Source organism: Metabacillus niabensis (assembly GCF_902829255.1).
In the GTDB taxonomy this organism is placed as follows: Bacteria; Bacillota; Bacilli; order Bacillales; family Bacillaceae; genus Metabacillus; species Metabacillus niabensis.
In genome coordinates, this window is the sequence record NZ_CADEPK010000153.1 from 1 (window position 1) to 7,956 (window position 7,956).

9 protein-coding genes are annotated in these 7,956 nt (G+C 34.9%); 1 reads left to right on the forward strand and 8 read right to left on the reverse strand.

The window, feature by feature from the left end; genetic code table 11:
- Positions 1–11 precede the first annotated feature (11 nt).
- The 7 genes from HU235_RS12020 to HU235_RS12050 form a co-directional block, all read right to left on the reverse strand.
- Entirely contained in the window at positions 12–266 is a 255-nt protein-coding gene (locus HU235_RS12020) for a hypothetical protein (RefSeq protein ID WP_095300667.1), read from the reverse strand.
- An 83-nt stretch (positions 267–349) separates the two neighbouring features.
- Positions 350–1,030 carry a metal-dependent hydrolase gene (locus HU235_RS12025; protein ID WP_095300668.1) on the reverse strand — a complete coding sequence of 227 codons (681 nt, stop codon included), beginning with the start codon at positions 1,028–1,030 and terminating at the stop codon, positions 350–352.
- 150 nt (positions 1,031–1,180) lie between these two features.
- A complete protein-coding gene (gene ald, locus HU235_RS12030) occupies positions 1,181–2,293 on the reverse strand; it encodes an alanine dehydrogenase (RefSeq protein ID WP_174880362.1) in 1,113 nt (370 codons plus the stop codon).
- Positions 2,294–2,457: 164 nt separating this feature from the next.
- Entirely contained in the window at positions 2,458–3,219 is a 762-nt protein-coding gene (locus tag HU235_RS12035; protein WP_174880363.1) for an SDR family oxidoreductase, read from the reverse strand.
- A 286-nt stretch (positions 3,220–3,505) separates the two neighbouring features.
- Positions 3,506–3,664 carry a hypothetical protein gene (locus HU235_RS12040; RefSeq protein WP_170944520.1) on the reverse strand — a complete coding sequence of 53 codons (159 nt, stop codon included), beginning with the start codon at positions 3,662–3,664 and terminating at the stop codon, positions 3,506–3,508.
- A gap of 120 nt (positions 3,665–3,784) precedes the next feature.
- Positions 3,785–5,161 carry an argininosuccinate lyase gene (argH, locus tag HU235_RS12045; protein ID WP_174880364.1) on the reverse strand — a complete coding sequence of 459 codons (1,377 nt, stop codon included), beginning with the start codon at positions 5,159–5,161 and terminating at the stop codon, positions 3,785–3,787.
- The gene (locus HU235_RS12050) at positions 5,158–6,360 is read right to left on the reverse strand and encodes an argininosuccinate synthase (protein ID WP_095303442.1); all 1,203 of its coding nucleotides are present in this window, start codon (positions 6,358–6,360) and stop codon (positions 5,158–5,160) included. Before HU235_RS12050 ends, argH begins: the two co-directional genes overlap by 4 nt.
- Positions 6,361–6,939: 579 nt before the next feature.
- Between HU235_RS12050 and HU235_RS25525 the strand changes: the two genes are divergently transcribed.
- Entirely contained in the window at positions 6,940–7,185 is a 246-nt protein-coding gene (locus HU235_RS25525) for a hypothetical protein (protein ID WP_370877236.1), read from the forward strand.
- 200 nt (positions 7,186–7,385) lie between these two features.
- Here the strand turns inward: HU235_RS25525 and HU235_RS12060 are convergent, their stop codons facing one another.
- Positions 7,386–7,898 carry a MogA/MoaB family molybdenum cofactor biosynthesis protein gene (locus HU235_RS12060; RefSeq protein ID WP_095303444.1) on the reverse strand — a complete coding sequence of 171 codons (513 nt, stop codon included), beginning with the start codon at positions 7,896–7,898 and terminating at the stop codon, positions 7,386–7,388.
- Between the last annotated feature and the right edge of the window lie 58 nt (positions 7,899–7,956).

The following is a 7,956-nucleotide window of genomic DNA, read 5'->3' on the forward strand; positions in this document are numbered from 1 at the left end:
ATTCTGTACGACTATTGACGAAGATAAACCTTTGATTGTTTTTGCTTTTTATTTTTATACATTTGAACATTCCTCCCTTGAACTTTCTTTTTGGATCCATATAAATAATGTGCAAAGTTTCCACTTATGACAAAAATCGCCAAGCATAGCCAACTCATAATAAAAACCGTTTGCATCCGATCTCCTGTTAATGTTATTTGTTGGAGACCGATATAAAGCATGAATAATGTAATCAACGCATAAAGTAAATTTTTCAATTGTAACACCCTTTCACCTCATTTGTTGCTATATTGTATGCATGGATAATAAAAAAAAGAAGTGGATGTCCACTCCACTTCTTTGTATATTCTTATAAAATTATTTTTTCTCCCACTTTTAAAGGTACTCCAACACCCTTTGGAAGCTTGTCTGTAAATGCAACAGGATCCTGTTTAATTATTGACATCGTATTGTAATGAATCGGCACAACTTGCTTAGCTTTTAACCATAGAGCAGCATCGACCGCATCATCTGGTCCCATAGTTAAATTATCTCCAATCGGTAAAAAAGCAACATCTATTGAATGGCGCTCGCCAATTAATTTCATATCAGAGAACAATGCAGTATCACCAGCATGGTAAATCGTTTTATTATCAATTGTTAAGAGAACACCAGAAGGCATCCCAGTATAAACGACTGTACCATCCTCCTGTTCATAGCTAGAACCATGGAATGCTTGCGTAAGCTTGACACGTCCAAAATCAAATTCATATGCCCCACCAATATTCATTGGATGGGTGTTTATATTGTGTTTACCGATGAAAACAGCTAGTTCATACGGAGCAATAACAAGGGCATTGTTTTTCTTTGCAAGCTCGACCGTATCCCCAACATGATCATTATGACCATGTGTTAAGATGATAACATCAACCTTTAAATCATCAACAGATAAATCTGTTAAACTATTCCCCTTAATGAAGGGATCAATCATTATCGTTTTTTCGTTTGCTATTACTTTTACTACAGAATGTCCATGATAAGATACTTCCATTTGGGATCACCTTTCTTTTCTTATTTTTCAAAAAACATCTAATTTTATCATAACTTTTTATCGCTCTATTTTAAACAAAATGGCCTCCAATTTAGAGACCAATTTATTTTAAAAATTTGTTACGCAATATTCTCGATAGATGTATAAAGCTTATAGTAAAGTAGTTGGCTCTACATAAGGTAATTCGTGAGCTATTGCTACTGCCTTATATGTTACATTTCCATTCATTGTATTAATCCCTTTTAATAATGCTTTGTTTTCGATACAAGCTTTCTTCAAACCTTTTGAAGCAATTTGTAAGGCATATGGAACAGTAACACTAGTTAAAGCAAATGTTGAAGTACGCGGAACTGCACCAGGCATATTAGCAACGGCATAATGTACTACATCATGTTTTACATATGTTGGATTATCATGTGTTGTTATTGTATCAGTTGTTGCAAATATCCCACCTTGGTCAATCGCAATATCGACAATCACTGACCCTTTTTCCATCTTTTCAACAACACTTTCAGCAACTAATTTCGGAGCCTTTGAACCTGGAATTAACACAGCCCCAATTGCCAAATCTGCTTCAGCTACTGCTTCTTCTATTGAATGTGGATTTGACATAAGCACTGTTAATTGATTGCCAAATAACTCATCTAGCTGTCTAATTCGCTCTGGGTTAACATCTAGGATCGTCACATCTGCGCCAAGACCTATAGCGATTTTTGCAGCATTTGCTCCTGCAACTCCCCCACCAATAATCGTTACCTTTCCTCGTTTCGTTCCAGGAACGCCTGCTAATAGTATCCCTTTGCCTCCTTTTGATTTTTCTAAAAACTGTGCTCCAATTTGTGCAGCCATCCTTCCAGCTACTTCACTCATTGGAGTTAATAATGGCAAAGAACCATTTGCTAGTTCAACCGTCTCATATGCTATTGAAATCACTTTATGATTAATTAAAGCCTCTGTTAAATCTTTTTCCGCGGCTAAATGTAAGTAAGTAAATAATAATAATCCTTCACGGAAATATTGATATTCTTCCTTTAACGGCTCTTTCACTTTCATAACCATATCCATTTCCCAGGCTTGCTTTGCTGCTTCAACAATCTTTCCACCTGCTTCAACATATTGATCATCTGTGAAGCCCGATCCTATCCCAGCATTTTTTTCGATAAATACTTCATGACCTGCTTTTGTTAAATGGAAAACACCTGCTGGAGTAATTGCTACACGATTTTCATTATTTTTTATCTCTGCAGGAATACCAATTTTCATAGTGTTTCCTCCTCATATACCATGCTTATATCATCAGTATGACCGTAAATTATCATATGTTTTCATAAAAAGAAGGTTTTAACGAAATGTTTTTCCTCAATTTGTATATGTATATTTATAATGAAAGTGTCCTTTGTAATTCAAAAAATCTTTCTTTCATAACCCTACGTATGAAAGCGGTGAATGACATTTACACCGCCGGTTACTTCAATAATTGAACCTGTGATCATATCAGAGTTTTCTTCACATAAGAAGGAAATTGTACGAGCTATATCTTCCCCTGTTCCCGATCGACCAATCGGGGTTTGGTTATCATGTGAACGTCTTGCTTCCTCTATAGTAGCTTCCTTCATCTCACCGACAATATTTCCTGGACAAATCATATTTGCTGTTATCCCATGCTCTGCTTCTTCAATACTTATCGTTTTTGTTAAGGATACTAAACCAACCTTCGCTGCACTAAAGGCAGATCGGTGTAACCAACCAGGTGAAGTATTTGCGCCTTGAAACCCATATGTAATAATTCGACCATATTTCTGTTTTCTCATAATTGGTACAATCCTTTTAAACAAATGAAAGACAGAGCTTAAATTGCCTTCAATCATTTGATACCACTCTTCATCGGTATAATCAGCAAGCTTTTTTCGTTCAAAAATGTAAGGTCCTGCATTATTTATTAAACAGTCAATTCTTCCAAATCGATCGAGTGATTGCTCAATCATATTTGTTAAGTCATCCTTTTTTGTTACATCCCCTTGAACAAAAAGTAGCCTATTACTTAAATGGGCATATGTAGTTTGTAAGTCGTTTACAGCATTTAAATCTTGGTGATAGTTTACCGTAACAGAAAATCCTCTTCTTAAAAACTCCTCTGTTACCTTTTTACCTAATCCTTTTGATCCTGCCGTAATAAGGGCATGTCGCACGATAAAGTTCCTCCCCATCTAAAACTTGTCCTTATACTATTTTAAAGAGTATGTTCCCGTTATGAAGGAGCTATGAAAACAATCCACCAAATCTCTTTATTTTATTTTGAATGAACTTAACTCTATTTTACAATATTGTTGCTTGGAAATTTGTTATTTCTTGTAGAGGGTATGAAAATTTTCAATGAAGGACTACACTTACCTTTATTATCGAGGAGTACAACTAAGCAGAGCTTGTATCATAAAAAAAGAGGGTAGACTTTCTCTACTCCTCTAAAATAAACTATTATTCCTTTGGACGAAGATGTTCTTGTAAGAAATTTTGTTCATATTGTTGCTCAAGAACACCACTTGCAAAATATGCATCTGTTATTTGCTGTATCGTCTCTTGCTCACCAAGATGATCATAATAATACGTTTGTCGTGTTACTCTCTTTTCTTTCATATTATCATCTCCTTATTTTTCATTCGACCTTGCTTATTGTCTCTGAAATTAGGGAGCTTATTCAAAATAAACTATAAAAGGAGAGGGTAAAATTCCCTCTCCTGTAATCTACTTCTATTATTATTCATTTACCGTTGTTTTTGCCTTCTCAATAGCCTTTTTAACCATTTCAAAGCCAGTACCACCAGCACTCATCCGCTTTCTTACTGCTTCATACGGATTTATAATGTCATATAAATCATCTTCAAATAAGTCTGAAGCTTCTTTATACTGCTCGAATGATAAATCCTTTAAATATATTCCTAATTGAATGCATTTATAAACAAGTGTTCCTACTACTTCATGTGCTTCTCTAAATGGCATTCCTTTCGTTGATAAATAATCAGCTAATTCAGTAGCATTAGAAAAGTCTTCGTTTGTAGCTTTTTCCATTTTATCTTTATTCACCTTTAATGTATCTATCATTCCAATAAATATTTGCAGGCTTCCTTCAATCGTTTTAACCGTATCAAACATTCCTTCTTTATCCTCTTGCAGATCTTTGTTGTAAGCTAATGGAAGTCCTTTTAGGATAGTTAACAACGACATCAAGTTCCCATATACTCGTCCTGTTTTTCCTCTAATTAACTCTGCCATATCAGGATTTTTCTTTTGTGGCATAATGCTGCTACCTGTAGCATACGTATCATCTAATTCAATAAACTGAAATTCCTGTGAACACCAAAGAATAATTTCCTCACAAAATCTAGATAAATGCATCATTAAAAGTGAGCTATTGCTTAAAAATTCAATAATAAAATCCCGATCGCTTACACCATCTAAACTATTCTCATATATCCCATCAAATGAAAGAGTTTCCGCAGTAAATTCACGGTCAATCGGAAAGGTAGTGCCTGCAAGTGCTGCACTTCCTAATGGGGAGATATTAATACGTTTAAAGGATTCTGTAAATCTTTGCTTATCACGGTCAAGCATCCAGAAATAAGCCATTAAATGATGAGCGAAAGAAATAGGCTGTGCTCTTTGAAGGTGGGTATATCCGGGTAAAATCGTTTCAACATGTGTTTCAGCCTTATTTAAAAGCGATTTTTGCAATCCTTCGATTAGCTCAACAACAATAGAAACATGCTTCCGTAAATACAAGTGCATATCTGTAGCAACTTGGTCATTCCGACTTCTACCCGTATGTAATTTTCCACCTACTGGACCAATTTCATCAATTAGCATTTTCTCAATATTTAAATGAATATCTTCATAATTGACCGAAAACGTTAACTCTTTCTTTTTCGCTTTTTCAAGTAATGTTTTTAAGCCTTTTGTTATTTGCTCTACCTCATTTGCAGTTAAGATGCTACATTTCCCCAGCATCTTGACATGGGCAAGACTTCCCATAATGTCTTCCTCAACTAGTTCCTGATCAAAATGGATGGATGCGCCGAACTCATCCACCCATTGTTCAGGGGTTTTTTGGAAGCGACCACCCCAAAGCTTTTTCATACTTCCACCTTCTTATTGTTCTTCACCATGCTGTTCACTTTTGTTGGAAGTCCCCATAATTCAATAAATCCGATTGCTGCATTGTGATCAAATGCATCATCTTTTGTATATGTTGCAAGCTTTTCATCATATAATGAATACTCTGATTTTCTACCTTCAACGATTGCATGACCTTTAAATAATTTTACGCGAACAGTACCCGTTACATATTTTTGAGTCTCTTTTAAAAATGCATGTAATGCATTTTTTAATGGAGAGAACCATAATCCGTTATAAATAAGCTCTGTTAGCTTTTGTTCAATAACAGGTTTAAAATGTGCAACCTCTTTTACTAATGTTAAATCTTCAAGCTCTTTATGTGCTTTAATTAATGTCATAGCACCTGGACATTCATACACTTCACGAGATTTGATTCCTACAAGGCGATTTTCAACATGGTCGATCCGCCCTACACCATGTTTACCTGCGATTTCATTTAATGTAAGAATTAGTTCATGTAATGGATAAGCTTGATCATTTATTTTAACTGGCACACCTTGTTCAAAATGAATTTCGATAATTTCTGCTTCATCAGGTGTTTTTTCTAATGGCACTGTCAAATCATAAGCACCTTCTGGCGGAGCTGCCCATGGGTCCTCTAAAATACCACATTCATTACTTCTTCCCCATAGATTTTGGTCAATTGAATATGGGCTATCTAAATTAATTGGAATTGGAATACCGTGTTTTGATGCATATTCAATTTCTTCTTCACGTGACCAGCCCCATTCTCTTACTGGAGCAAGTACTTCAAGTTCAGGATTTAATGCTTTTATTGAAACTTCAAAACGAACTTGGTCATTTCCTTTACCTGTACAACCATGTGCAATGGCAACAGCATTTTCCTTTTCAGCAATTTCAACAAGCTTCTTTGCAATTAAAGGACGTGAAAGTGCAGAAACGAGAGGATACTTCCCTTCATATAGTGCATGTGCTTGTAAAGCGACTAAAGCAAAATCATTTGCATACTCTTCCTTCGCATCGATCATATATGATTGAATAGCTCCGACTTGTAGCGCTTTTTGTTGGACGAATGCAGTATCTTTCCCTTCACCTACATCAAGGCAACATGCCACAACATCATATCCTTGTTCTTGTAACCATTTAATTGCAACAGAGGTATCTAATCCTCCAGAATATGCTAGCACAACTTTTTTCATCTATTTGTTCCTCCTCGGCTGTTGTATAAAAATGAATACACCTTTATAAAAATACATTTTCTTTGTAAGTATCACTTTACAACTGTATCTTGTTTTCGTCAATAGAAAAATGCATATTTTTATAAAATGTTTGCATAAAAATAAAATTGTTCATCTCTTTTCTATTTCTTCTTCTTACTCTTAAGGAAAATACTTTATCCTCCAAAACCTAATAACAGCGCTATCTGATTCATAACGAGACAATTTTTCCTATATAATAATGTATACGTATTTATACACTTTTCGTTCATACATATTGCATATTTGTCATAATTGATTTGTATGTTCAACGTTCATTACAAATAAATGAAATGATAAGTATGATTATGAATGTTATGATTATCAAAAAAAATAGCTGTTTTCGTTTTCATTGTTGCTTATACTAATAATAGTGTTTTAGCAACGAGTGCCGTGAAAAATGGCTGTATGACATCTCTAGGGTCACACTCCTTTTAGTAGGGATCTCGAAGGTTGTATTCCAACTATTAATATAATTTGCAAGAACAATACTGATAATATTTCAAAGGAGACGGAATCAAAGTGGAGGAAGCATATTGTTCAGAAGTGTTTAAGTATGACCAAAGATTAAAAATATTTATTCCTACATTGACGATGGAATGGGATTGCTATAGTGTGAATACCCAAATAGATATCATCGAAAAATGGGAGACCATTCGAGGTGGAATTCCAGAAAGAATCCGCGAAATTGAAGCTAAAATAAAACGAAAGCAGGAGGAATTGAACGACGAAGAAAGCTTTGAACAATCATGCAAATTTCAGAGCTAGCATCGATGATTAATGACCTATGGAATTGGTTTCGAGAAGCTCCTAGCATTAAACGTAAGGCGAAAACATCGCTAAGTCTAGACAGTCATCATCACTATTGATAAATTTTAGTTTAAGGTCCTTTACGAATTCTCTTACACAAAAAAATAGAACGACAATTTAGCTTTTACATCCCTAAATTATGTCGTTCTATTTGCTTCTTATAAATCCTTTGTTACTTCCCTCATTATGTGTCCCAACTCAGGAAGAATTAGTTTTTCCATTGCCAATTTGACAGCACCTGTCGATCCAGGTACAGACAAAATCACTGTATCATTGAATACACCAGCAATTGCTCTACTAAGAATTGCAGATGAGCCAATATCAACTTGGTAGCTTAACATCCTGAAAATTTCCCCAAATCCAGGGATTTCCTTTTCAATGATCGATTGCACCGCTTCAATTGTTACATCTCTTTTTGCAATACCTGTACCACCATTTGTGATTATAGCATCTATTTCCTTTGAATGACATCCTGCTATGATCGCTTCTCGAATTTGTGTTTCTTCATCCTTCACAATACAATAGTCAACAACTTTATGACCATTTCCGCTTAACAATTGATTTATAAGTGTCCCACTTTTATCAGTTTGTTTCGTCCGAGTATCACTTATTGTAATTACTTTGCATTGAACAAATCGAGGAGCTTCCTTTTTATGCTCTATACTACTCATCATAACCTCCAGCATGACTATTTTTTTCAAAAATGATTCTGTATTGATAATATATATT

Excerpts from the sequence above, each read along its gene's own strand:
- HU235_RS12025 (WP_095300668.1), bottom strand. The coding sequence starts at position 1,030 with ATGGAAGTATCTTATCATGGACATTCTGTAGTAAAAGTAATAGCAAAC.
- ald (WP_174880362.1), bottom strand. The coding sequence starts at position 2,293 with ATGAAAATTGGTATTCCTGCAGAGATAAAAAATAATGAAAATCGTGTA.
- HU235_RS12040 (WP_170944520.1), bottom strand. The coding sequence starts at position 3,664 with ATGAAAGAAAAGAGAGTAACACGACAAACGTATTATTATGATCATCTT.
- argH (WP_174880364.1), bottom strand. The coding sequence starts at position 5,161 with ATGAAAAAGCTTTGGGGTGGTCGCTTCCAAAAAACCCCTGAACAATGG.
- HU235_RS12050 (WP_095303442.1), bottom strand. The coding sequence starts at position 6,360 with ATGAAAAAAGTTGTGCTAGCATATTCTGGAGGATTAGATACCTCTGTT.
- HU235_RS12060 (WP_095303444.1), bottom strand. The coding sequence starts at position 7,898 with ATGAGTAGTATAGAGCATAAAAAGGAAGCTCCTCGATTTGTTCAATGC.